Origin of the sequence: Pelotomaculum sp. PtaB.Bin117, from assembly GCF_002067195.1 — a bacterium.
GTDB lineage: Bacteria > Bacillota > Desulfotomaculia > Desulfotomaculales > Pelotomaculaceae > Pelotomaculum_D > Pelotomaculum_D terephthalicicum.
Genome location: NZ_MVQM01000115.1, coordinates 1 through 23,573 on the forward strand (window position 1 = coordinate 1; position 23,573 = coordinate 23,573).

Genomic DNA, 23,573 nt, shown 5'->3' on the forward strand with positions numbered 1-23,573 from the left:
ATACCCCTCCCTCCTGGGAAGAGTATAACATAAAAATAAGTTTTATTATAGATTCAGTGTTAACAAACTACTAGTACCTATTTGGCCTGGACTATTCAGCCCTGTGTTTCCCTAAATAATTTTCCCCCAATACATTGAAATCTAAAATTAATATTTAAATCCCAAGCAGTTGCATATATCAAAATTATTTGATATGATAATTTCATGCTAGAGCCCGTCAAAATTTCCAAAGCCTTAAGTGAGCCGATACGTTATAAAATAATGCTGCTGCTGGTGAACCAATACAGCCGTGAAGGACCGCAATGCTGTTCTTCTTCTACCGAAGGGGTTTGCAATTGTGAGATCATGGCTGAGTTCGGCATGATCCAATCAAGGGTTTCGTACCATATGAAGGAGTTAACCGAAGCGGGGCTTGTTACTGAAAAACCATTCGGTAAATGGAAGTATTATTCTCTAAACACTGAAACACTTAAAGACTATGTCACTCGATTGGGGATGGATTTTAAGTTATAGTATTTTTTAGCCTTGACATCAGAAAATTGATATTTAAGGAGGCGTTATTTTTTGGAAGACATTCGTGAAGTCGTTAAGCAAAAATACTCAGAGGCGATTGCCAGCAAAACCGGCGGGTGCTGCGGGGGCGGCATTACGGAGATCGGCGGCTGCTGCGGCGACACCTTGAGCAACGCAACAAGTCTCATAACTCAAGGACTCTATTCGATCAACGATATTGAGGGGCTGGACCCCGACCTGATCGCCACCTCCTTTGGCTGTGGTAATCCAACAGCTTTAGCGGAATTAAATCCCGGTGAGGTTGTCCTTGATCTGGGTAGCGGCGCCGGATTGGACGTGTTGCTCTCCGCCAAAAGGGTTGGACCGAACGGAAAAGCTTACGGGCTGGATATGACCGACGAAATGCTCGCGGCAGCGCAATCCAACCAGCAAAAATCAGGTATAACCAATGCCGAGTTCCTGAAGGGGCATATCGAGGAAATACCTTTACCGGACAATTCGGTGGATGTAATTATATCCAACTGCGTTATTAACCTTTCCGGCGACAAAGACAAAGTTCTAAAGGAAGCTTTCAGGGTGCTGAAACCGGGCGGGAGATTTGCCGTGTCCGACATTGTCTTGCGGAAACACCTTCCGGAGAAGGTGCAGCACGATATGCTGGCCTGGGCCGGATGTGTGGCTGGAGCGCTGTTAGACCGGGAATATCAAGATAAGCTAACCGCGGCTGGTTTTGAAAACGTTGAAATAGAGACTACCCGTGAATACGACCTTACAGATGAAAAAATGCAAACTTTACTGTTAAGCTTATCCCAAGCCGAGAAGGAGCAACTTAAAGATTCAATTGTCAGCGCGTTCATAAGAGCCAAAAAACATCTCAAATGACTAGTCGTTAACCGAAAGCAGATTTACCCGGGAAAACTTTATTAAATCTTAATTCATGGTTATACAAACGGGGAAATCGCCACGTAAAGTTCGGATTACCGCCTTATACATAGGCCCTGTTCTTGGTTCCGGTGCAGTCTGCTTCACTAGAAACGTCATACTAACTTCAATAAAAATCAGTTAAAATTCCAAATTCATCAAATAAATTAGAGCGCTCCAATAAAGGGGCGCTTTTTGCATAATATTAAAAAAATTCTAACTATATTCAAATAGCATAACACATATTAATAATAATAGAATATAAAAGATAACACATTTCCATATTAATTAAAAAAATAACTAGAATTATGCAGGGAAATCCCTCATAGTATAGAATTATATAGCATATAAACTTTTAGGAGGTAAACAAATGGGTAAGAAGATTACACTGTCTGTTATCAAAGCTGATATTGGCGGCTTCGTAGGTCACTCGAACGTTCACCCTGAATGCTTGGAAACAGCCGGGGGCATTCTGGCAGGGAGTCCTCTCTTGATAGATTACCACGTAACTCATGTGGGTGACGATATTAATTTAATTATGACACACGAATTGGGCAAGAACAACGGTGAGATACACCAACTGGCCTGGAATACGTTCTTGTCCTGCACCGCAGTAGCTAAAAAACTAAAATTATACGGAGCCGGACAGGACTTGCTGGCGGACTCTTTTTCGGGAAATGTCAAAGGCATGGGCCCGGGCGTGGCGGAAATGGAATTTGAGGAGCGCGCAAGCGAACCTGTAATTGTTTACATGGCCGATAAAACCGAACCCGGCGCTTGGAACTTTCCTGTTTACAAAATGTTTGCGGACCCGTTTAACACCATTGGGCTGATTATTGATCCGTCAATGCACCAGGGCTTTTTATTCGAAGTACGCGACTTGATTGATCACAAAAAGGTGACTTTCTCTTGTCCTGAGGAGATGTACGACATGCTGGTATTCATCGGCGCTCCCGGGCGTTATTGCATTAAATCGGTTTATCAAAAAGGCACCAATGAAATAGCGGCCACCTCCAGCACCCAGCGTCTGAACCTGATGGCCGGGCGTTATGTGGGCAAAGATGATCCGGTATTAATTGTACGGTGTCAGAGCGGTTTACCGGCTGTGGGCGAGGCGCTTGAGCCATTTGCCAACCCTCACTTGGTTTCGGGATGGATGAGGGGCTCACACAGCGGCCCGCTGATGCCGGTTTCCGTTGATGCCTCGACACCCACGCGTTTTGACGGGCCGCCCAGAGTAGTAGCCCTGGGATTCCAGTTAAACGACGGTAAACTGCATGGACCACAGGACTTCTTTGCTGATGTAGCCTATGACCTCGCCAGACAAAAAGCCAACGAAATAGCTAACTACATGCGCAGCATGGGGCCGTTTGAACCGCACCGCCTGCATCTGGATGAAATGGAATACACCACTATGCCTAGCGTGAGCAAACGTCTAAAAGATCGTTTTGAAAAAGTATAGCAACCAAATGATTAATAAGTTAAAGCCGGGTTTACTATTACCCGGCTTTTTCATTTTCATAATGACTATCTATCTTATTGCACTATCTATCTCCTGGCGTATTTGTCAATATCAATACCTCTTCTTTGCGCCCACTCCGCCACGGGCCCTGTTATGAGCACTGGTTTTTTCGCCAGTTGCGCCAGATTCTTCGCCCCGGACATCAGCATGACCAGACGCAGCTCATCAATTATCCCGGATATTTTATTTATTAGTCCTTCTTCCGAATGGTCCATCAACTCTTTCAAAAAAATCCTTGACATCCCGGCCAAACCGGCACCCAGCGCCGCGGCTTTAGCCACATCGACGCCGGTTTCCAAACCCCCGGAAGCGATCATGAAAACAGGCAGCCCCAGGCTAAGTCCTTCCAACAAGCTGACCGCTGTGGGAATTCCCCAGTTTCGTATATCCGCGCTGTTTATTTTACCGGAACGCATGTTTTCAATTTCAATAAAGTTGGTGCCTCCCTGCCCCCCCACGTCCACATGCCGGACACCGGCGGCGTAAATGGCGGATACGGACTCTCTGGAAAGGCCGAATCCCACTTCCTTGACAATTACCGGAGAATTAAGAGCGGAGGTCACCTTTTTAATATTATCTACCACTCCGTTAAAGCGTCTGTCTCCTTCCTGCATCGCCAGTTCCTGCGGAACATTCAAATAAAGCTGCAGCCCGTCGGCTGAAATCATCTCCACCGCCGCCGCAGCTTGTTCAGGCGGCGCCCCGGCGCTCAGGTTGGCCAGGAGAACACCGTCGGGGTTTTCCTGGCGCGCCACCTCGTAAGTTTGCCTCAACTTTGGGTTTTCCAGCCCGGCCATCTGCGATCCCACCGCCATCGCCACACCTGTTTGCCGCGCCGCCCTGGCCAGACTTTTGTTAATGCCCGCCACTGCCGGGTGCCCGCCGGTTATAGCATTGATCAACAATGGCGCTGCAAGTCTCTTACCCAAAAAGACGCAAGTCGGGTCAACATCACTCAAACTAAAACCAGGCAGGGAATCATTAATTAAACGGATGTCCTCGAAGCCGTTGGAGACTTCCGGCCTGCTATGTCTCAGGGCGTATTCTATGTGATCCAGTTTGCGTTTTTGTCTTTGTATCTTGGTTACCTCCCGGGCAGCCGGTACCAGTATTGCGGAACTTATCAGCATATATGCTACTTCTTTTCAGGCCGGTCAAAGTATATATTTTTACTGGCAGCGGATATTGGAATACCGATAACCATTTCTCCCTGAACCATGCCTATTTTTTTAGCAACCGTACCGGGACGCCCCATGATACGGTTGTCGGCGTTCAGCATGCCGGCCGTTTTGGCCGCCGACCCCAAAGCGATGCCAAGGTCCAATACACGCCATACGCACTGATATTGTACGGAATCATTCTCTCCCACCGCGTTTTTATTAGGACACTTGTCAAGCCCGCAATTCCCGCAGTTTAACCCGGCGGGTTCCGGCTGCTCCAAAAAAAGGAACACCATTGCGCTGGAACGTCGGATATTTTCCGCGTCACGGTCGTAGTTCACAAGCCCTTTTTCCTTGCCGTAACTATCCATGGCATCGGCCAGGATGTCCAGTTCACTGCCCGACACCACCTTCGCCCGGACAAAATCCTGCCCCAGTGTTTTGGGCGCCGTGCATGCGGAAAGGGCCATCAGGTCGGCAACCATCAGCATGGTATCCTTCAATATGAATTACCCCCAGGATTACAAAAAATAAAAAGGGGCAGTAAACCGCCCCGCAACATTACCTAAACATTAAACCTGAAATTAATCACGTCACCGTCTTCCACTACATATTCCTTGCCTTCAAGGCGGTACAGTCCCTTTTCCTTTACTCTGCCCATATTCCCTAAATCCACTAAATCACGGTACTTCACCACTTCCGCTTTAATGAAACCCCGCTCCAGGTCGGAGTGAATTTTACCGGCGGCCCGTTTGGCATCTGTTTCCTTCTTTATCGTCCACGCTTTTACTTCATCGTCTCCAACAGTAAAAAATGAAATCAGCCCGAGATAATCATATGCCGCCCGCGCTAAACGGTCTATTCCCGACTCGGTAATACCAAGGTCGGTTAAAAACATTTCTTTGTCTTCGTCCGGCAACATGCTAATCTCCATTTCAATTCTGCCGCAAATCTCCAGCACACGGAGGCCGTGCCCGGCGGCATAAGCTTCTAAATCGTCCCGTCCCGGGTAAGACTTCGTCTTAAACTGCTGTTCATCTGTGTTGACAACCAGCAATAATGGTTTCTCAGTCAAAAAGCTGAAATTTTTCAATACGAGTCTTTCTTCGTCAGTTAATTCCACCCGGCCGATAGGTATTTCATTTTCCAGCCCGTCAAGACATTTTTCTAAGATTTCAAGCTCCTGCGCGTTTTCTTTTTTTACCTTTTTTCCCCCTTTGATTCTCTCGATTCTTTTTTCAATTATATCCATATCGGCAAATAGGAGTTCCATATTTATTGTCTCAACATCCCGCAAAGGATCGAGATCGCCATCCACATGCGGGAGATCGGGATTAACAAATGCTCTGACTACATGAGCAAGCATGTCCACGTTCCGGATCGTGTTCAAGAACTGGTTGCCGACTCCTTGGCCCTGACTGGAGCCGCGCACCAAACCCGGCACGTCGCTAAACTGAATTTGAGCGTAAGTAGTTTTGCGGGGCTGATACAAATTGCTTAAGTAATCTACTCTGCCGTCCGGCACTCTAGCTGTTCCCACGTTGGTTTCCGTCTTTCCCGTTAGAAAATTGGAGGTTTCCAAACCTGCCCCCGTAAGCAAATTAAATATTGTGGTCTTTCCTACCATAGGCAGTCCAACCAGACCGCAGTTCAAACTCATGTTCATCACCTAAATAGTAGTTTATCATCTTACCAGGTGTTTTACAAACCTGTTTTTTTAAAGCTGGGCGGCACTTAGCGGCCGATTCCCGTCAAGCCGTGCGGATTATGTTTAATCAAAGCGCACCTCAATGTGTTTTTTTTGACGGTTTGCAGTGACGGTCAGATAAAGCCATCCTTCTTCCTGTACACTTTTTACATTACCCCCCCGGACAACATACTCCCGGCCATCACCGACATAGACGGCCACGGTGACATCTTCCAACCCTTCAGGGTTTTCCAGAGCGATGATATAATTGCCGCTTTCTTGTTTCTTTACCTGCAGGCGAGTCCGGGCGTTGCGGTTTAAAAAATCAGCGAACCAGCTCATCGGCGCAATAGTAATCCTGCCGTTATTCTGTTCCGCCAGGGCTTTCTCTTCAAGAGCCCGGATGGCTTCCAAACCGAAACGGGTATCGGACGGGTGACTATAAACCATCCGGATCGTTCTTTCTTCGGCCGCGAAATCAACCAAGTCTGCCAGCCACTTTTTTACTTCCCCGGAAGGCACGCGACCTCTTTCCATCTCTTCAAAGCAAGCGAATTCCCGGTAGGGTGAAATGGGAAACGCCCACATCGTCTGCCCGGCATATTTCCCGTCAAAGCGGGGGTGAGTCGGGCTGGAGCCGGAATCGCCGGCATGATAGTAGGAGTTTACCCCAAGTCCTTCGATATACGAATCTATCCACAACGGATGGTTGCCGCCGGGATCGCTGTACTCCCGGACTTTTCTGCCGGTTACCCCCTCCAGGGCGTCAAAATTCCATTTAATAAGCTGCACGGCTTTCTGCACCGGCATATATTGCAAATTATAAGCGAAGAAGTTATGCGCCCAGCCGCCATGCGAGCCGATTTCCCCGTAGTTCTGCAGCACTTCCAAAACGGGCTTGCCCTTGAATTTGTTCTCCGCAAAAAACCCCGCGCCGTCTCCAAGCTTGTAGGTATCAGGACCGGCCGTTATGTGAATGGATAAAGGAACGTCTTTCTGGAATAAGCCCTGCATCATCATTACCATCAGTGCCCGGAAGTAAGCGCCGCTGCAGATGTGCAGGTTAAAAACCATACCGCCCTTCCCGCCGGGGCTGTTCACCAGCCGTGGCACTTTAGCGTAACGAATCAGGAAAGTCCGCAGCACCGACCTGAGCGTCAGGTCGTCTGAACGCAGCTTGCATTTTCCCAGGGGTATGTTTACATATACCGCCGCGCCCCCGCTCTCATAAGATTTCTCTGTAATAACGGGATTTTTAAAATCCTCACCGCTGTCGTAAGCAACTATCTGAGCATCATCATTTACTGCCCAGGAATGCTCAAACTGCACTTTTCCGTAAGAGTAGCTGCTTACCGCGTTATCCTTCTCCAGCTTGCCCGGGGAAATCCCCCACTCCCGCCCCTTATCCGCGGAAGTAAAATACCAATAACCCAGGTAGGTAGAACCCTGCCCCCCGGGCGCGGGCATGAAATACCTGACCCCGGCCAGATTGGCCAACCGCGGAGCCTGGTCTTGTGTATTTCCTAAATCCTTTGTGGCCGGGTCAAATACGAGGAGAACCTGTCCACCGTGCTCCCTTACGTAAGAGTTAATGACTTCCGCAACATCAGGCGGCATGGACGAATTGACGAATTCCGGCACCAGCAGCGCCTCAAAGCGTTCTTGAAGACCTGCGCCGCCAAATCCGGCTACGTCGCCCGGCGAAACAACCTGATACGGAAAACCTTCTTCCTTCAATAACTGCTCGTAAGCCGACAGGATCAACTTTCCCTGTTCAGACTCGCGGTCACCGACCAATAGGCCTACTTGAACAACCCCGGACTGTTCAGCGCTGGATGCGTGAAGGAGAAGCGTTAAGACCGGTAAAGAAGTAAACAAGCTAATAACAATCAATATACTGATATATTTTTTAATGTTCATGTCCTTCTTCTATCCAAGTTGTGATATAAACCCGTCATTACTTATTTTACTCCATGCGGCTACAACTGTAAAATATGTGATGGTTTATGGAGAACCCACCGCTTTACCGCTAATTCGGGATTCCCCCACAAAAAGCGGACTACCGGCTCAACTGCTGAAGGATCCCCGCTGGTAAAAAAACTCTCCCTGCCCGGCGTTTTCTTTTTTGCCGCCAACCCCTTTTCTTCTAAAATACGCGCTACCTGTCTGGCAACCGCCGCGCCGGTGTCTATAACCCTCACCCCTGAACCGGCCAGCTTTTCCAGCAGTGGACGCAAGAAAGGATAATGGGTGCAACCGAGCACAATCGTATCAACTTCCCTTGCCAGCAGAGGGTCCAGGTAACGGCTGACTAAAGCCTCCGCTTCAAGGCTTTCATGCATCCCCGTCTCAACAAGCTCCACTAATCCCGGACACGGTTGAGTATATACGTTCACACCGTCCCCAAACCTTTCCAACAGGTGGCTGAACCGTTCGCCCGCCAGAGTGACACCCGTGGCGAGCACGCCGATATTACCGTTGCGGGTAACCGAAACGGCCGGTTTTACAGCCGGCTCAACCCCGACGACGGGTATATGGAAACGTTTCCGCGCTGCGTCAAGGCCGGCAACTGTGGTAGTGTTGCTGGCAATAACAATCAACTTTACACCTCTTGAGATCAGGAAATCACCGATAGCGAAAACCCGGGCGCGAATCATCTCCGGCGGTTTGGAACCGTAAGGGCAGTAAGCCGAGTCGGCAAAATACAGCAGGTCTTCCGCCGGCAGCAAACGGCGCACCTCCTGCATCACCGAAAGCCCTCCCATTCCGGAGTCAAAAAGTCCAATTGGCCTTTCATTAATCATCACAGACATAACCTCATTTATAACGCACATGACAATATTGAGATAAGGCATTAGCCTATCCGTAATATTATACCAGCATTTTTTGATTTGTTCGAATTCCTTTGTTTTAAATAATAATATTAGCATGAAGATAAGTTAAAATATAAGGATAACTTCAAAAAGGAAATATTCACCCTTAGGAGAAATAATCTATCATATATATGTATATGTCTGGGGGGCTTATGATAATGGGTTTTGGCGGCTGGTTCGGCAAGATGCTCCGGGTTAATTTAAGCACCGGCGTAATCACTGAGAAAAAAATCGAAAAAAAAGTTCTTTCAGACTGGATTGGCGGCCGCGGACTGGGGGCCTGGACAATTGCCGGGGAAGTGCCGGCCGACTGCGACCCGCTCGGAGAAGAGAACAAACTGGTTTTCGCGACCGGCCCGCTGACAGGGGCCGGAGTTCCCGGCGCCGGTCGCTTCTGCACTTCGGCCAAGTCGCCTCTCACCGGCACTATCCTGGATACGGACGCCGGTGGCAGATGGGGTGTACGGTTAAAAAAGAGCGGCTATGACATACTCATTATCGAAGGCGCTTCATCTGAACCGGTTTACCTGACTATATCGGAAGGTAAGGCGTCGCTGCACGAAGCGGCTAAACTCTGGGGCGCTGGTGTTTACGAAACAAACGACAGGCTTAAAGACATACTGGGGCATGACACAAGCGTGGCTTGTATCGGACCGGCCGGGGAGAATCTGGTAAAATTCGCCTCCGTGATAAATGACGGACACTACACGGGGCGGGGCGGTTTAGGCGCGGTAATGGGGGCGAAGAAATTGAAGGCCGTCACCACACAAGGTTCGCGGAAGGTGGAAATCGCCAACAAAGAAAAACTCGATTTCATGCTCTACGAAGCCGGCAAGTGGCTCAAGGCCAACCCGATCACCTCCCAGGGGCTGCCGGAATTCGGCACTCCGGTCCTGGTCAGCCTTTTTAACGAACTGGGTGTATTTCCAACCCGTAATTTCCAGGATTCACAATATCCTGGCGTGGCAAACATCTCCGGCGAGACCATTGCCGAGCACATGACCACAGGCCGTAAAAGCTGTTACGGCTGCCCGGTTCAGTGTGCCAGACTGCTAAAAACGAAAACAGGAACCATCTTGGGGCCGGAATATGAATCAATCTGGGCGCTGGGTCCGGAATGCGGGATCGGTGACCTGGATACAATTATCGAGGCCAATCATCTCTGCAATCAACTGGGCCTGGACGCCGTATCCACCGGTGTAACCATCGGCTGCGCCATGGAGCTTGCGGAAAAAGGGATATTTAATACCGGGCTCTCTTTTGGAGACACCACAGGGCTGCTCCAGGCCATCAAACAAATAGCATACCGGGAAGGCAGCGGAAACTTGCTGGCTGAAGGCTCACGCCGCCTGGCTGAAAGGTGCGGTTCCGGCCAGTACGCCATGCAGGTAAAGGGACTGGAGCTGACTGCTTACGACCCGCGCGGTCTGCAGGGGATGGGGCTGGGCCTTGCCACCTCAAACCAGGGCGGCTGCCGCCTGCCGGCATATATGGCCGGGCCGGAGACGCTGGGCGTGCCCAAAATGGTGGACCGGTTCAGCACCAGAGGCAAAGCCGGGCTGACCATCAATCAGCAGAATATCAGCGCGGCCGTTGACAGCCTGATTGCCTGCGGTTTTGTCAATCTGGCTGTCTCCGAAGAGTATTTCACCAGGATATTATCCGCTGTCACCGGTGTGGATTACCAAACTCAGGACCTGCACCGGACCGGCGAAAGAATCTGGAATTTGGAGCGCTTGTATAACCTGCGGGCCGGTTTTGACCGCTCTTGCGACACCTTGCCACCCAGGTTGCTGGAGGAGCCCATTCAAGAGGGACCGTCCAGTGGAAAAGTGGTTGAGCTTAAGCCCATGCTTGAAGAATACTACCGTTTCAGGGGGTGGAACGAATCCGGTGTTCCTGCACCGGAAAAACTGCGGGAATTGCGATTGGAGGACTTTAAATGTTAAAGGAATTTCAAACCTTCGGGCGGGACCTTTTTCTGGCCGGGCTAAACAGCTCACACAGCGGCAATCTGAGTGTGCGCTGCGGTGACCGCGTCTTCATCACCAGAAGAGGGGCTATGCTCGGTCATCTGATGGAACGGGATATTATCGAAACAGGACTGCATAAAAACGACGGCAATATTGTCCTGGCCTCCACAGAGATCAGGGTGCACCGCGCTATCTACAAAGAAACCGCCGCTCTGGCCATTGTGCATGCCCACCCGGTTCATGCCATTGCCTTATCCCTCCTGGAAGAAGAAATCATCCCGCTGGACTCTGAAGGCGCTTACCTGTTGCACAAAATTCCCGTCCTGAGCGCGGAGCACACCATCGGCTCCCAGGAACTGGAGGAAAAACTGCCCGGTCTTTTAAAAGAATATAAAATTGTAATGGTCCGCGGGCACGGGAGTTTCGCCACCGGACAATTATTGGAGGAAGCTTACCAGTGGACCTCCAGCCTGGAGAACATCTGCCGGATTATCCATATCACCCGCACCTTGAAAGGTGCGCTGAAAGACAAACGACCGGATGAATACAAAGAGTGGTAAAACATCCCGCCGGAAACGACCGGCGGGACAATTATTCTCAAACAAATCTCTAATAGCCTTCGCACCTGACCTCGAAATAAGCGCGTGGATGGGCGCAAGTGGGACAAATCTCCGGAGGCTCCTTGCCGGTGAAAACATGTCCACAGTTCCGGCACTTCCAGGCCACTTCCTGATCTTTACGGAACACTTTTCCATTCCTGAGATTTTCCAGCAGAGCCAGGTAACGCTTCTCATGCTCCTTTTCAACTGTCGCCACAGAACCAAAGAAATTTGCGATTTCAGTAAAGCCCTCTTCCCTGGCAACGGCTTCAAATTCTTTATACATCGAGGTCCATTCGTAATTCTCCCCTTCAGCCGCCGCTTGAAGATTCTTTTCTGTATTGCCGATGCCATTGAGGAACTTTAATATTCTTTTCGCATGCTCTTTCTCATTATCCGCGGTCTCTAAGAAGATAGCCGATATTTGTTCGTAACCCTCTTTTTTAGCGGCACTCGCAAAATACGAGTACTTGTTGCGGGCTTGCGATTCGCCGGCAAATGCGGCCATCAGATTAGCTTCTGTTCTACTGCCTTTTAGTTCCATGGTTAAACCCTCCTTTATAGGAAAACATAAATTATTATGTTCAATCTTGAATTTAAAAATCCTCTTAAACAACCCTTACAAAAAACAAAACATATATTTACAGACATATAATGCGGCCATTTCCCCAAAAATATTATTAACTCTCAGAAAAGGGGGAATTCTATTGCCACGCGAAGGATTGATTCCGACTGTCCTTGGTACCGCCGTTACCACTGCAGGACTTGCGTTGCGCAAAGCAAATCCCGTGTTCGGATGGGGAGTAGCCGGATTTGGCCTGGCGCATATTCTCCTTGGCGCCATAGACATGATCGAACACCCGCCGGAATAATGAGAGTTTTGGAGAGGAGTGCACACTCCTCTCTCTTCATTGTAACCCTAGCGGATGGTGCGGATATAACAGCCGTCTTTCTTCAATAAGGCCGATCGTAATGCTTTGGTGTTGCATGAATCCATAGCTGCAAAGCACTGGGGAGGAAATAAGCCGTCCAACCAGTGAGCATCTGATGAGATGAGATAATAAAAGCCCCTTTTTATTAGTTGGTTAAGTTGCGTCTGGTTGCGCGGCAGATGGGGGGTCAATTCCACACCGTCTATCGGCAGATCCTCCGGGATAAAGCCCAGGTTTCCCCATAAGCTGAAAGCTTTCCGGTCAATATGGGCCGCTATGCAAAGCCCTCCCAAATGATGAACGCCATTGACAACTTCCTCCAAGGTAAGGTCTGTCCCCATCAGAAGCAGCCTTTCCACTTCACTAACTTTATTTCCTTCGGAATCGACAACCCATTGCTCCCCGAAACTATCTTTCTTGTTTTTCCGGTCAGGCAAGTGACCGTAAACTATATTTTGCCAGGCAAGCACCTGCTCCAAAGTGTCAAAAAGACAAACCATATGGATGTCTTCCCTGGTTTGCACTTCCATACCAGGCAGAACCCCTATTCCCATCTCTCTGCCTTTTGCCATAAAGGCAGCGACATTTTCCGCCGAGTTATGGTCGGTTATCGCTATCACATCAATACCAAGCTGTTTGATCCTGTGCAGAACACGGGGAGGCACCATTTCGTCACTCGCGCAGGGTGACAGGATGGTATGAACATGCAGGTCTATCACCCACTCCCGCATATCTTCACCTGCCCAAGCCCAGTGTGTATAAACGTCCGGCCACTTGATAGGCCGTTTCTTGAGTACTCAAAATTACTATCCCTTCTTTTTTCGCTTTGAGCAAGGTATCATCCTGAGGTAAATTACCTTCAACCAATATAATGCAATGTATATTTACAAGCACTGCGACGGCGATGATATTTTGGTGGGTTTGGATGGTTAGCCAGATATCGCCTGTTTTAGCGCGAGCTATGACATTGCTTAATAAGTCTCCACAGTAGCAGCCGGTTGCTTCCAGGGACGGATCAATCCCATCCGGTGTCAACAGGGCGGCGTCCAATTCCTTTAATAAATTCACCAGCTTCATAAAACACCTCAGTCAATGAAAATTTTTATTACTAATGTAGTCCCTTTGGGAGTAGATTCTATAGTAAATTCGTCTGCTGATTTTTTTATGTTGGGCAGTCCCATACCCGCTCCGAAACCCATTTCTCTAATCCGGTCAGAAGCGGTGGAATAACCTGGCTGCATGGCCAAAGAAACGTCTTTAATACCTGGACCGCTGTCTTCTACAGTAATGGTTATATCGTGGGGTGTTACCTTGGCTGACAGCTTTCCTTCATAGGCATGAATCACCACATTCATTTCAGCATCATAAGCCGCGATTGCGGCGCGCCGGACAGTTGTACCTTTCAACCCTAATCCGGTAAGCATTTTTTTGATGTTACTGGCCGCTAGACCTGCCAGGTCAAAATTCATACTTTGGATCGAGCATTCATATATTCGCGTCGTAAAATCCTTGGGCTCTTTTATTTCGTCAGGTTCATCCACCTGATCAATTCTTAACAACTGAGCCAACCGGGTTACAATATCACCGACTGTTAAAACCCCCACAACCTTTGCTTGCTCATCAATAACGGGGAATCTCCCATATTTATACCGGCGGCATGCTTGCAGAGCATACCCGACCGTATCCTGCTCGTGTAAAAATATTGGGTTCACCGTCATGACTTCCGAGACAAAAGCGTTTAAGTTATTATTTTCCATAGCCTGAATGATATCGGCCACACTGATAACACCTAAAAGAGCATTTTCCCGGTCAACAACCGGCATGCCGGAAATGCCTTTATCGCGCATCAGGTCTTTGGCCTGCCGTACAGTTAAATCGGGGGCAATAGAGATAACATCCCTTGTCATAACATCCTGTACTCTGGGCAAGGGCTGCTTGTCATACATTGGAAATCACTCCTAAACCAGCTTTGTAGAGAAGACCGCAAGATTCATACATCGGGTATGCGGTGCATAGAATGGGAATATCCTTCGCCTCGGCCAAATCAATTATTTCCTGGGAAGGCACTTTGCCACGGACAAATATCACGCCAATCAAATCAATTATTTCCGCTGTGCGAATTACCTGGGGGTTAATCAACCCTGTAAGAAGAACGGTCTTCTCCTTTCTGTGAGCCAGGACGTCGCTCAACAAATCAGCGCCGCATGCCGTGTCAACTTCTTTATCCTCCAGGCAGTGACGGGTAAAACAAGTTGCTTCCAACACTTTCTTTATTTCCGAAAGCGTCAACACAAACCACCTTCTTTAATTTTCTGGTCCTCTATTATAGTATCATATTTCTTCTCTTTTAAGCGAAGAAACTGAGGTATGGGTAACTGTTTTTTCATGAAAAAAACAGTTATAATGTTTATATATTGGTTACCGGATAATTCGTAAATAAAAGGTGAATGAAATATGGCTTTATCTTTTGAACAAGGCCCGATCAGGCCTCCCAGTGAAGCAGCCAGCCTTTTGCTCAGGCTTACCCGCAACTGCCCGTGGAACAAGTGCGCTTTCTGCAGGTCATACAAGGGAGAGACTTTTTCGCGGCGCAGCGTGGAAGAAATTAAGAATGACATTGACACGGTAGTTAAATTGTGCCGGTCGGTGCGGGAGATATCCCGGAAAAGCGGGTTCGGCGGCTTGCTGAACCTTGATATGCTGATAAAGTTATATAATTCCGGGGATTATCAATTGTTCCACGTCGCTTCCTGGCTGCATAACGGCGGCAAGACGGTGTTTTTGCAGGACGCCAATTCACTGGTCATGAAAACTGCCGACGTGGTGGAAATTCTAAAATACCTGAAAGAACGCCTGCCTTCAATTGAACGTGTCACAACTTACGCCCGGTCGAGCACACTGGCGCGCAAGAGCGTGGAGGAACTGACGGCGCTGAAACAAGCAGGCTTATCACGCATCCACGTGGGTATGGAGTCAGGGTCGGACGAGGTGCTTAAACTAATCAACAAAGGCGCCACCGCGCAGCAGCATATTGAGGCCGGCAGGCGGGTAAAGCAATCAGGCATATCTCTTTCAGAGTATGTTATTTTAGGCATGGGAGGCAAACAGTGGGCCAGGGAACACGCGCTTGAAACGGCCAGAGTGCTGAACATGATCAACCCCGATTTCATCCGTTTGCGCAGCCTGACAGTAGCGGAAGGCACACCGCTGAGCCAAAAAGTGCAAAACGGTGAGTTCGAGGAAGAAACCGAGGCAGAAGTGCTTACCGGCGAAAAGCTGTTCATTGAACATCTCGACGGTATTCAAAGCAATCTGGTCAGCGACCACTCAATGAATTTGCTGGAAGAGGTTCAAGGCAAGCTGCCGGCAGATAAGCCTGCCATGCTGGCAACAATAGACCGTTTTCTCGCCTTGCCGGAAAGGGAAAAACAAAACTTCATCCTTGGTAAACGCTGGGGGGTTTACCGGGTGCTGGACGACATGCGTGATCCGTCACAATATGCCAGGGTTGCCGCCGCGCTTGACAGGCTGGAAAAAGAGGGCAAATACCAGGCAACCTTGTCTTACCTGAAAAATCAGGTAATCTAACGAATAAATCTTATTATCCCTTTTTGGGCTGGTCAGCCTAAGTTGATTTACTCCTTTGAAAAACATGTGCAATAATAAATAATGCACCCACAACAAATTGCGGTAACGAAAGTATTAGAAAATATTCAAAATCCCTATAGGTTCTAAAATAGAATACAAATAATATGCTGAGAATAATATATGCCAGACCGCAAAATCTTGGACTTTTCCAAAAGATTATCAGAGGAATCACGAAAATAAATGATGGTATCAGGTGTATTAAGAAACCTATTAATTTTTCAGTAAATGGAGCTTCACCTGAAAACGCATCTAATGCAAAAAGTGATAGAAATAAAACAAAACTAATGGCAAGCACTCTTGAAACCCCGGCAAATTTGTTCGCTTTATTGGAAACATTCATTTTCTTCACCACCGCCGGTAAGGATTTACTTGCAGCATCATGGGTCAGATCACCATGCAAATAACAGAGCTCATAAGCATTTCCATCCGATGTGAATAACCACTCCGGCAACCGCGCCAAAGAAGCAACCACAAGCGCCTATTGCTAAAACGTGTGCAAAAGAACCTGTAAAACCCAAGCCCGCCGGAAGCATACTCCACATTAACCCATCCATTATATTAATAGCAAAAGATAGAGAACAATGCAACCGTGGCCGCGCATGTCTTCCGACACAGGCCGGGCCAAAGAGTTCGCGCCTGCCTGCCTCCTCCTCTAAAAATCACTCCGGATGTCACCTCGCGGCATAAAATATTTTCCATAAAAAGTTAAACATTATTACTCATGTAGCATAATATATTTTAAATCAGGGTGAAAAGAAAATTATTTCAAAAAGGAGGGAATTTAAATGGAATGCGAATATGAAAAGGAAAAAGAATGCAATTGCTGTATTGAAATTGAGGATAGTATTGTTCTCATAATTTGCGGTGAAGTCGATATTGACAGGTTAAGAGAAAGCCTTCAAACAGCTTTGGAAGTAAAAGGTAATAAATAAGGAACTGCGGAATTGTCTCTTCTGGAAAGCCGTGATATATATATAATACCACGGCTTTCTTAATTAACATTTTTAAGAGGACCAAAGCGTTCGATGCTGAGGTTCTAAAAATATAACCACCGGCAAATAGAGCCAGTGGCTATAAAACGCATCTTAGATTTAGGAAGTTTTTCAGTTTTAAATAAAGAAGCCACAGCCACAGACGAGCAGCACCAGAATCAAGAAGATGATGAACGCTGGGTTACCGAAACCTGTTCCGCAACCAGTGCCACAACCTGCACCACCTGCACCAAATGCCATTTATATCACTCCTATTGTTTTTTATATAATATGCAGGAGTTCATTAATGTGTTAATCACTGGTAAGTACCAAAATTCGGACTGCGGCATAAGTTATACGTCAGCGTTGCTATTCTGGCACTCCTCTATTATGGTAATACCCAGGAAACCCATCTAAGTTGTGATTTAGATGGGTCTTGATTAGAAATATTTCATTAGACTATTTTAAAGTTTTGTTGGGCACTTGTTAGGCACGGATGCCCGACAACTATATTAATATTCATGGTAGCCCTAACGGGATTCGAACCCATGTCTCCACCTTGAGAGGGTGATGTCCTCACCACTAGACGATAGGGCCATGGCTGCGGGACCAGGGCTCGAACCTAGGCTAGATGATCCAGAGTCACCTGTGCTACCACTACACCATCCCGCAACATTATTATTGTTACATTATCAAGCGTACTTATTTATTATATAACAGGTTCAGTGGTAACGCAAGCAAAAACCATACAGCAAAACTATACAGCATCAGCCTCTAATCGCTCAATATAGGCGATAGCCCTGTCCAGCCGCTGCAGTGTCTTCTCTTTCCCCATAGTAACAATAATATCAAAGAGACCTGGAGTCATTGTCCGCCCGGAGAGGGCCAGTCTGGTCGGGTGAAAGAGATCTCCTGTTTTTATCTCCAGTTCCTCTGTTAATTGCCGGTAGGCGTCCTCAGTTGTTTTTAAGTTAAACGGTTCCAATTGCTCCAGGACCTGCCGTGCTTTGCGCAGCACCTCCGCCACACCTGGTTTGCTGAAATATTTCTTAACTCCCTTCTCGTCGTAAGTATATTCATCATCAAAAAAGTAGGTGGAGGCATCCGCTACCTCGTTAATGGTTTTAACCCTAGTGCGCACAGTGTCTACCACATTTTTAACATAGAGATAGAAGTCATGGGAGAATTCCTCCGGAATCAACTTTCGCCCTCTGAGTATGGGTATTACCTGTTCGGTCACCTGCTCCAGGCCGGCCTCGTTCAGGTAATGTCCATTAAGCCAAGTTAGTTTTTTCAAGTCGTAGATGGCTGCGTTCTTCCCTACGTGTTCCAGTGAGAATTGCCGTACCATCTCCTCCAGCGACAGAATCTCCTCATCGTTGCCGGGCGACCAGCCGAGCAGGGCCAGATAGTTCACCAGAGCCTCGGGCAAGTAACCCTGATCCCTGAACTCTTCCACCGATGTGGCGCCATGACGCTTTGAGAGCTTGCTCCTGTCCGGGGCCAGGATCATGGGGACATGAGCGAAGACAGGCGGAGGATTATCCAAAGCCTGGTAGACAAGGACCTGCCGCGGGGTATTGGAAAGATGCTCTTCGGCCCGTAAGATATGGGTAATTTTCATCTCTAAGTCATCCGCAACCGTGGCAAAGTTGTATGTTGGAACACCGTTGGATTTTATGATGATAAAGTCATCAAGAAACTCGTTAGCAAAGGAGACATCTCCCCTGAAGTAGTCGTGAACCACTGTCTCACCGCTGTCGGGAATCTGCAATCTAACTACGGGCTTACGCCCCTCGGCTTCAAACCTGCTCCGCTCATCTGAGTTCAGACTTCGGCAGCGTCCATCATAACGCGGGGCCTTCCCCGCCGCCATCGCTTCTTTTCTCCGCAGATCCAGTTCTTCTGGCGTACAGTAGCAGCGATAAGCCTTCCCTTCAGCCAGCAACTGCCCGGTGTACTTTTTGTAGAGGTCGAAGCGCTGGGATTGGTAATAAGGCGCATAGGGGCCTCCTACTTCGGGTCCCTCATCCCAGTCAATCCCCAGCCACTTGAGGGCGGACAAAATCTGCTGGCGTGAGGCTTCAGTGGAGCGTTCAGTGTCTGTGTCGTCGATGCGCAGCACCAGCTTGCCGCCGTTGTGACGGGCAAAGAGCCAATTAAATAGAGCAGTTCTGGCTCCCCCGATATGCAGGTTGCCTGTGGGACTAGGCGCAAATCTTACTCGTATTTTGCCCATATTCAATCCTCCTGTAGGTAATACCCCATTTATTGAGTTTACCACAAGATGTCAAGAAACAACAGGATGCCGGCCATAAATCGCCGGCACCTTGTCAAATTATTTCAGAAACCTAACAGAGCCAAGGTGCTTTTTGTTATTCAATATCTTCAGCCTGGAGTCCGGCATAATCCAGGTGGCATTTTACCATTGACTCTTGCCAATATGACATTACCGGAATAGCTCTTTTCCCATGGACGTCTGTCCTCTGAAAAAAGATCCCTTCCTGGGCAATTTCCTTTACTGTTTTTTTCCCTTTGTTCCAGGCGTTTAATACTTTTTCGTGACGTCTTTCGATAATCGCTTCAATCCTGTCAATAGCCTCCCCCACTCTTTCACGAACAACCGGGCTATGGCTGGAAAAGAGCTGTTTGGCACCCAATTCGCGCGCTTTTTTGATTGATGCCAGAAAATCGTTCAGGTTGCAGTGTGGGAAGCCATACCAGGGGCCAAAGCGGTCCAGCCCCAGGTCACAAGCGTAAAGATAATTACTCTGGGGGGCGTAAAGGCAATAATGACCGGGCGAATGTCCCGGAGCGGGGACAGCAAGCAACTGTCCTTTTGAAATAGCCTCAATATCCTTCAGTTCATATGGATCTATGCTGGGGATGTATTGCAAACCCATTTTCGGCATAAGAATCTCTTCAACCAGCCTGTGCACTCCCGCCTTGCCATAGCCCGTTGCCCGCGACATATTCTCACTTGATTGAAGATATTGATATTCAGTACTGTTCAAAGCCGGGCGGCAATCTGTCTCTCCGGCGATCCGCCAGGCGTCGGAGGCGTGGTCTATATGAAAATGAGAGATAAAATAGCGGCTTACGTTGTTTTCCCGGATAAAAGCCAGAGTTTCCTCACCACCAAACCTGCCGTCAATCATGATTACTTCTTCACCGGAAATCAACAAACCATTATTCATAAACCAGGATTCCTGCTTGGGCGCTTCCAGGAATTCCACGCCATCGGCGATGCTTATTCTTTTCAAGTTAAATTAATTCCCCTTAAAGACAGGCTCTCTTTTTTCTGCGAAAGCCTTCAGCCCTTCCTCAAAGTCATTACTTAAACTCGCGCCGACAATGGACTCCCGCTCAAGGTCAAGCTGCGCCTCCAGAGTCCGCCTGTGGGCTTCGTTAATCAGTGCTTTCGCCTGTTTAAAGGCTATTGAAGGGCCACTGGCAAATTGTCCTGCCAATTGTTTCACTCTCTCGTTTAAAGATTCAGCCGGGATCAACTCACTGGCCAGGCCCAGGGCCAGTGCCTCTTTCGCCTCAATCACCCTGCCGGTAAAGACTAAATCCATAACCCGGGCGGCCCCCAGCATTAATGTCAGGAAATAGGTCGAGCCACCGTCAGGGGTCAATCCCAGGTTGACATATGCCTGGTTGAATTTAGCCTTATCACTAATGATCCGGATATCACAGGCCATCGCCAGGCTGAATCCGGCCCCGCTGGCAAATCCGTTCACTGCGGCAATGACCGGTTTCCCGAGATCTCTGATCAGTAGAATAACCTTATTAAAACTGTCCACTAAACTGTCAAAACCAGACTTCCAGTTCTCATCACGGGCGGAGAGCATCCATTTCACATCACCGCCGGCGCAAAACGCCTTACCCGCACCGGCAATTACCAGCGCACGCACTGTGTTATCTCCTTGACAAATCTGCAAAACTTCGGCCAACTCCGCTATTATATCATGGTTTAAGGCGTTCATGGCATCGGGCCTGTTCAGGGTAATGTCAGCCACACCATCATTAACTTTAAAAATAATATTATTGTACAAACTTGCAACCCCCTGTTAAAAAGGAAACTCTCTATTTATTCTTTTATGCTTGAATGTTTTTTCTCTGTCCGCGTATTCCGCCACTATGTGTCCATTTCCGAGCAAATTATATTTGTAAATAACCAGCCCGTCCAGACCTACCGGACCCCTGGCGTGAATTTTACTCGTACTGATCCCCACTTCCGCGCCAAAACCATAGCGAAAACCGTCGCTAAACCGTGTGGAACAATTCCAGAATACATTCCCCGAATCCACCAACGCCATAAACCTGGCCGCTTTCTCCTTGCTGCTGGTAATAATGCTGTCCGTATGGCCGGAACCATAATGATTAATATGATTTATCGCTTCATCAATATCTTTTACTATTTTAATTGAAAGTTTATAATCAAGGTATTCCGTCCCCCAGTCTTCTTCCGTGGCGAAAGACGCCGGAATGATCTCTGTTGTCCTGGGGCAGCCGGTTATTTCGACCTGTTTCTTGTCCAGGGCTTCTTTCAGCAGGGGCAAAAACCCGGGAGCGGCTTTTTCGTGCACCAGCAGTGTTTCCGCGGCATTACACACGGCAACATACTGGGTTTTGGAATCATCTACAATTTTCACCGCCATTTCCAGGTCGGCATCTTCATCGACATAGCAGTGACATATGCCGTCCGCGTGCCCCATGACCGGGATTCTTGAGTGGTCCATGATATACCTGACAAAATCGTTCGATCCTCTGGGTATGATCAGGTCAATATATTCATCCAGCTTCAACATTTCATCGACTTCCGCCCTGGTTTCCAGGAGTTTTAGCCAGTCGGCCGGGATACCCGCTTTTTTAGTCGCGTCGATAATGATATCCGCCAGTACGCGGTTAGTTTCTTTCGCCTCGGAGCCCCCTTTGAGCAGCACGCAGTTGCCGCTTTTCAGGCAAAGGGTGGAAATCTGCACCAGGGCGTCGGGCCTGGACTCAAATATCACACCAATGACGCCGATCGGGCTAGTGGTTTTATACAGCTCCAACCCTTCGTCCAGTTCAGTCGCAAGCAGTGTCTTGCCGACCGGGTCCGGCAGGTTTATCAAGCTGTTGATCCCGTCAACCACATCCGCTATCTTTGTTTCGTCGAACTTCAGCCTTTTCAACAAGGGCTCCGGCAGGTTTTCCTTCGCGCTCCGGTTTAAGTCTTCATCATTTGCTTTAACAATTTCTGACTGCCGGCCAATCAATGAGCCGGCTATTTGCTCCAAGGCCCTGTTTTTCAGGTCCGCGCTCATTGCAGCCAGCTGTATGGACGCTTCTTTAACCTGGCGGGCAATTTCATTGATTTCCATACTGACATCTCCTTAAATAAGCTTAGTTTCAGAAATACTCCGTATCACACAGCAAACAGGCTCGTCCCGCTTAATATTATATACTTAACTTTATCATAAGAAAATCATATAATACTAATCCTCTTCAAGCGCCATCAATCCGTCGTTGAAGGTCAACCGGCGCGGTGCTCCAATCAGCTCTATATCGCTCCTTCCCTTCAACTCACCTGCCACGCTGCCGGTAACCCACATATATTCCATTTCAAGGGTGTTGTTTATCACAGCTCCTTTCAGGTTCACCGGCTCATCCGCGGCAAGGCTGCGGACCGCGGCTTCTATCGCAGCCCGGTCGTCAGACATTATTACCGGCAGCATGGCCCGCTGGATATTGCCGCTGGCGATACAATTGAGGTAAGTGCTCCGGGAGTCCATCTTATTGGCCAGACGCTGTGTCGTGATATCCGCCAGGCCCACACCGGTGGCGTTCCCGTGGGACGCCCCGCTTAAATCCAGTACGACAATTCTGGCGACAAACGGCGTTTCCGGTTCCGGTACACCGGCCATCCGCAACCGCCCGATCACATTGGTGTCCATTCCGGTTCCGCTAAAATTCTTACCCATTTGCCTGACAATCAGAAAGTCCAGCTGGTCAACCGGCAGGCGCGGCATCAGCCGGTAAGCCTCTAACAGCAACCGTTCTTCAACCTCTGCCAGCCTGTCCGGAGAAACAGCCTCAATAATGGCAGTGCCCTCGTAAGCATTTTCAACAATGCCGACAGCGCCGATTATTTTTCCCGAGCGCGTAAAAACCTCGCCTATGTCAACCAGGGACCGGGCCATCCGCCGTGGTCCCAGACGGTGGAAGCAAGCAGCGCCCTTTGTTTTTCCCAGGCCGACAGCCATCATTTTCATTAAACCGCTCTCAACCGGCCCGTGAAAGGTGGTATGGGGTTTTATCCTGTTGCAGACGATAATGCCGTCGGCGCGCCACGCGTCAATGTCACAGAAAACTCTTGTCCCGTCCGGAGTAGCGCCTATCTCCACCACTTCCTCCGAGGTCAATACCGGACAACCCAAATGCTCCCGCGTGACGCCCAGACTGCTCAACACAGCTTTTTGCCCCTCCGCCGTACCGCCGCCGTGGCTGCCCATGGCGCCTACTATGAATGCTCCGCCCCCGCTATTTTAACCGCTTCCACCACGGCGTTCAAGATGGCACCGATATTTTTAATCCCCCGGCTCCCTGCCGTAATGGCGACCCGCCAGCCAGGCCTGATTTTTCCTCCAAGGTTAATCCGTTCCATTTCTTTCAAGGCTTTTTGGCGAGGATCGTCAACTTCCAGCAGGGGAAATACCTGTCTGATCCTAACAAAATTAAGATGTTCCAACAATGTCAACATCACCCGTTTCCTTCATTTCAGCAATC

At 48.6% G+C, this 23,573-nt stretch carries 26 protein-coding genes and 2 tRNA genes; 8 read left to right on the plus strand and 20 right to left on the minus strand.

Annotated elements, in window-relative coordinates:
- Positions 1-204: 204 nt before the first annotated feature.
- The 3 genes from A4E54_RS07700 to fbp all read left to right on the plus strand — a co-directional run bounded on the left by A4E54_RS07700 (position 205) and on the right by fbp (position 2,896).
- On the plus strand, positions 205-513 hold the full coding sequence (locus A4E54_RS07700; protein ID WP_240082364.1) for an ArsR/SmtB family transcription factor: 309 nt from the start codon (positions 205-207) through the stop codon (positions 511-513).
- A gap of 51 nt (positions 514-564) precedes the next feature.
- On the plus strand, positions 565-1,395 hold the full coding sequence (locus A4E54_RS07705; protein WP_240082363.1) for an arsenite methyltransferase: 831 nt from the start codon (positions 565-567) through the stop codon (positions 1,393-1,395).
- Between the two features lie 409 nt (positions 1,396-1,804).
- Entirely contained in the window at positions 1,805-2,896 is a 1,092-nt protein-coding gene (gene fbp, locus A4E54_RS07710; RefSeq protein ID WP_240082362.1) for a fructose-1,6-bisphosphate aldolase/phosphatase, read from the plus strand.
- A gap of 86 nt (positions 2,897-2,982) precedes the next feature.
- Here fbp and fni read toward each other — a convergent pair whose 3' ends face one another.
- The 5 genes from fni to murI form a co-directional block, all read right to left on the minus strand.
- Complete coding sequence (gene fni, locus A4E54_RS07715) at positions 2,983-4,086, minus strand: type 2 isopentenyl-diphosphate Delta-isomerase (RefSeq protein ID WP_240082361.1); 1,104 nt, start codon at positions 4,084-4,086, stop codon at positions 2,983-2,985.
- Positions 4,087-4,091: 5 nt separating this feature from the next.
- Positions 4,092-4,619 (minus strand): ferredoxin domain-containing protein, encoded by a 528-nt coding sequence (locus A4E54_RS07720; RefSeq protein ID WP_240082360.1) that lies wholly within the window; start codon positions 4,617-4,619, stop codon positions 4,092-4,094.
- A gap of 62 nt (positions 4,620-4,681) precedes the next feature.
- Positions 4,682-5,776 (minus strand): redox-regulated ATPase YchF, encoded by a 1,095-nt coding sequence (ychF, locus tag A4E54_RS07725; protein WP_376741770.1) that lies wholly within the window; start codon positions 5,774-5,776, stop codon positions 4,682-4,684.
- A 111-nt stretch (positions 5,777-5,887) separates the two neighbouring features.
- Positions 5,888-7,723, minus strand: coding sequence for a polysaccharide deacetylase family protein (locus A4E54_RS07730; protein ID WP_240082358.1), 1,836 nt, complete (start codon positions 7,721-7,723; stop codon positions 5,888-5,890).
- Positions 7,724-7,782: 59 nt separating this feature from the next.
- A complete protein-coding gene (murI, locus tag A4E54_RS07735; protein WP_240082375.1) occupies positions 7,783-8,607 on the minus strand; it encodes a glutamate racemase in 825 nt (274 codons plus the stop codon).
- A gap of 227 nt (positions 8,608-8,834) precedes the next feature.
- On the opposite strand from murI, the gene A4E54_RS07740 reads away from it, so the two are divergent.
- Positions 8,835-10,625 (plus strand): aldehyde ferredoxin oxidoreductase family protein, encoded by a 1,791-nt coding sequence (locus tag A4E54_RS07740; RefSeq protein ID WP_240082357.1) that lies wholly within the window; start codon positions 8,835-8,837, stop codon positions 10,623-10,625.
- Positions 10,619-11,209 carry an aldolase gene (locus A4E54_RS07745; RefSeq protein ID WP_240082356.1) on the plus strand — a complete coding sequence of 197 codons (591 nt, stop codon included), beginning with the start codon at positions 10,619-10,621 and terminating at the stop codon, positions 11,207-11,209. Before A4E54_RS07740 ends, A4E54_RS07745 begins: the two co-directional genes overlap by 7 nt.
- Before the next feature lie 49 nt (positions 11,210-11,258).
- Here A4E54_RS07745 and rbr read toward each other — a convergent pair whose 3' ends face one another.
- Positions 11,259-11,792 carry a rubrerythrin gene (gene rbr, locus A4E54_RS07750; RefSeq protein ID WP_240082355.1) on the minus strand — a complete coding sequence of 178 codons (534 nt, stop codon included), beginning with the start codon at positions 11,790-11,792 and terminating at the stop codon, positions 11,259-11,261.
- Between the two features lie 163 nt (positions 11,793-11,955).
- Between rbr and A4E54_RS07755 the strand changes: the two genes are divergently transcribed.
- Positions 11,956-12,120 (plus strand): asparagine synthase, encoded by a 165-nt coding sequence (locus tag A4E54_RS07755; protein WP_240082354.1) that lies wholly within the window; start codon positions 11,956-11,958, stop codon positions 12,118-12,120.
- 47 nt (positions 12,121-12,167) lie between these two features.
- On the opposite strand, the gene A4E54_RS07760 is transcribed toward A4E54_RS07755, so the two are convergent.
- The 4 genes from A4E54_RS07760 to A4E54_RS07775 are packed head-to-tail and all read right to left on the minus strand — an operon-like array spanning position 12,168 to position 14,472.
- Entirely contained in the window at positions 12,168-12,911 is a 744-nt protein-coding gene (locus tag A4E54_RS07760) for a PHP domain-containing protein (RefSeq protein WP_240082353.1), read from the minus strand.
- Positions 12,912-12,915: 4 nt separating this feature from the next.
- A complete protein-coding gene (locus tag A4E54_RS07765) occupies positions 12,916-13,257 on the minus strand; it encodes a DRTGG domain-containing protein (RefSeq protein WP_240082352.1) in 342 nt (113 codons plus the stop codon).
- 8 nt (positions 13,258-13,265) lie between these two features.
- On the minus strand, positions 13,266-14,126 hold the full coding sequence (locus tag A4E54_RS07770; RefSeq protein WP_240082351.1) for a CBS domain-containing protein: 861 nt from the start codon (positions 14,124-14,126) through the stop codon (positions 13,266-13,268).
- Positions 14,119-14,472, minus strand: coding sequence for a hypothetical protein (locus A4E54_RS07775; protein WP_240082350.1), 354 nt, complete (start codon positions 14,470-14,472; stop codon positions 14,119-14,121). Before A4E54_RS07775 ends, A4E54_RS07770 begins: the two co-directional genes overlap by 8 nt.
- Positions 14,473-14,634: 162 nt before the next feature.
- On the opposite strand from A4E54_RS07775, the gene A4E54_RS07780 reads away from it, so the two are divergent.
- Positions 14,635-15,768 (plus strand): radical SAM protein, encoded by a 1,134-nt coding sequence (locus tag A4E54_RS07780; protein WP_240082349.1) that lies wholly within the window; start codon positions 14,635-14,637, stop codon positions 15,766-15,768.
- Between the two features lie 37 nt (positions 15,769-15,805).
- Here the strand turns inward: A4E54_RS07780 and A4E54_RS07785 are convergent, their stop codons facing one another.
- The gene (locus tag A4E54_RS07785) at positions 15,806-16,288 is read right to left on the minus strand and encodes a DUF7670 domain-containing protein (RefSeq protein WP_240082348.1); all 483 of its coding nucleotides are present in this window, start codon (positions 16,286-16,288) and stop codon (positions 15,806-15,808) included.
- Between the two features lie 325 nt (positions 16,289-16,613).
- Between A4E54_RS07785 and A4E54_RS07790 the strand changes: the two genes are divergently transcribed.
- A complete protein-coding gene (locus A4E54_RS07790; protein WP_240082347.1) occupies positions 16,614-16,760 on the plus strand; it encodes a hypothetical protein in 147 nt (48 codons plus the stop codon).
- A 177-nt stretch (positions 16,761-16,937) separates the two neighbouring features.
- Here A4E54_RS07790 and A4E54_RS07795 read toward each other — a convergent pair whose 3' ends face one another.
- The 9 genes from A4E54_RS07795 to A4E54_RS07835 form a co-directional block, all read right to left on the minus strand.
- Positions 16,938-17,060, minus strand: coding sequence for a hypothetical protein (locus A4E54_RS07795; RefSeq protein WP_282442283.1), 123 nt, complete (start codon positions 17,058-17,060; stop codon positions 16,938-16,940).
- A gap of 261 nt (positions 17,061-17,321) precedes the next feature.
- Positions 17,322-17,396, minus strand: a tRNA-Glu gene (locus A4E54_RS07800).
- Between the two features lies 1 nt (position 17,397).
- A tRNA-Gln gene (locus A4E54_RS07805) sits at positions 17,398-17,471 on the minus strand.
- A gap of 85 nt (positions 17,472-17,556) precedes the next feature.
- Positions 17,557-19,038, minus strand: coding sequence for a glutamate--tRNA ligase (gene gltX, locus A4E54_RS07810; RefSeq protein ID WP_240082346.1), 1,482 nt, complete (start codon positions 19,036-19,038; stop codon positions 17,557-17,559).
- Between the two features lie 136 nt (positions 19,039-19,174).
- Complete coding sequence (locus tag A4E54_RS07815) at positions 19,175-20,062, minus strand: MBL fold metallo-hydrolase (protein WP_240082345.1); 888 nt, start codon at positions 20,060-20,062, stop codon at positions 19,175-19,177.
- A 6-nt stretch (positions 20,063-20,068) separates the two neighbouring features.
- A complete protein-coding gene (locus tag A4E54_RS07820) occupies positions 20,069-20,857 on the minus strand; it encodes an enoyl-CoA hydratase/isomerase family protein (RefSeq protein ID WP_240082344.1) in 789 nt (262 codons plus the stop codon).
- A 15-nt stretch (positions 20,858-20,872) separates the two neighbouring features.
- A complete protein-coding gene (locus tag A4E54_RS07825) occupies positions 20,873-22,168 on the minus strand; it encodes a glutamate-5-semialdehyde dehydrogenase (RefSeq protein ID WP_240082343.1) in 1,296 nt (431 codons plus the stop codon).
- 114 nt (positions 22,169-22,282) lie between these two features.
- Complete coding sequence (locus A4E54_RS07830; protein WP_240082342.1) at positions 22,283-23,299, minus strand: nickel pincer cofactor-dependent isomerase, group 22; 1,017 nt, start codon at positions 23,297-23,299, stop codon at positions 22,283-22,285.
- A gap of 8 nt (positions 23,300-23,307) precedes the next feature.
- On the minus strand, positions 23,308-23,547 hold the full coding sequence (locus A4E54_RS07835; protein WP_240082341.1) for a hypothetical protein: 240 nt from the start codon (positions 23,545-23,547) through the stop codon (positions 23,308-23,310).
- Positions 23,548-23,573 lie beyond the last annotated feature (26 nt).